The following is a 723-nucleotide window of genomic DNA, read 5'->3' as shown; positions in this document are numbered from 1 at the left end:
AGGTTCAGCAGGTTGCCGATGATCACACCTTCACGCTGCTGCGATTCGATCTTTCGCGTCAGCAGTCGTGCGCCGATGCAGCGCCTGATTCGCGAGATCCGCGACCCGACCAGCGCGCGCTGGCCGTACCCGTATTTGTTCCGGAACGCATGGATGCCTTTGTCCTTGATGTAACGAACGGGATGGTCGTGCCAGCGTGTCGCCGGCTGGTCATGAACAACCGCATTGGCTGGTGGCGGAATCACCGGCAGTACGCCCCAGGTTGACCACACCTGGGACTGCGCAATACTGTAGTACGCCCCGTCGGCGATCACGCAGTCGACGCTCGCCCCGACCACCAGCACTGCGTCCAGGCCTCGCCTCGTTCGGGACATGATCCCCGGTGATCGCGATCCCGGGGACATTCATCTGCGGATCGATCGACAGATGCATCTTGCGCCACGGCGTCTGGCTCGCATCGGGCCGCACTTTTGCCGATGCCATTCGCTAGCCCGGCCAGGACTTCATCCCGCTGCTGTCGACGATCAGAGTGATCGACTCGCCTCTGGACAGGCAATCGGCGACGCGCTGGCAGCGCTGTTTGACCTGAACCTCGAGCGCGCGAAACCGCTCGCTGAGCAACCCAAAGCCCGGCACCGCGATGTCCAGTGCGCGCAGCGCCCGGAATTCCTGCATATGGCCGGTGATCTGCCGCATGCCCCAGCCGAACAGCCGGTAGAACAT

At 63.2% G+C, this 723-nt stretch carries 2 protein-coding genes; both read right to left on the bottom strand.

Going from position 1 to position 723, the window contains the following annotated elements:
• On the bottom strand, positions 1-374 hold a 374-nt coding region (locus HV796_RS42975), incomplete at its 3' end, for a hypothetical protein (protein ID WP_217478273.1).
• A gap of 112 nt (positions 375-486) precedes the next feature.
• Positions 487-723 (bottom strand): transposase (locus HV796_RS42970; protein ID WP_175233643.1); only part of this gene is annotated, 237 nt, incomplete at its 5' end.

This window comes from Paraburkholderia humisilvae (genome assembly GCF_902859855.1).
In the GTDB taxonomy this organism is placed as follows: domain Bacteria; phylum Pseudomonadota; class Gammaproteobacteria; order Burkholderiales; family Burkholderiaceae; genus Paraburkholderia; species Paraburkholderia humisilvae.
This window is presented reverse-complemented; position numbering and strand designations above follow the sequence as displayed.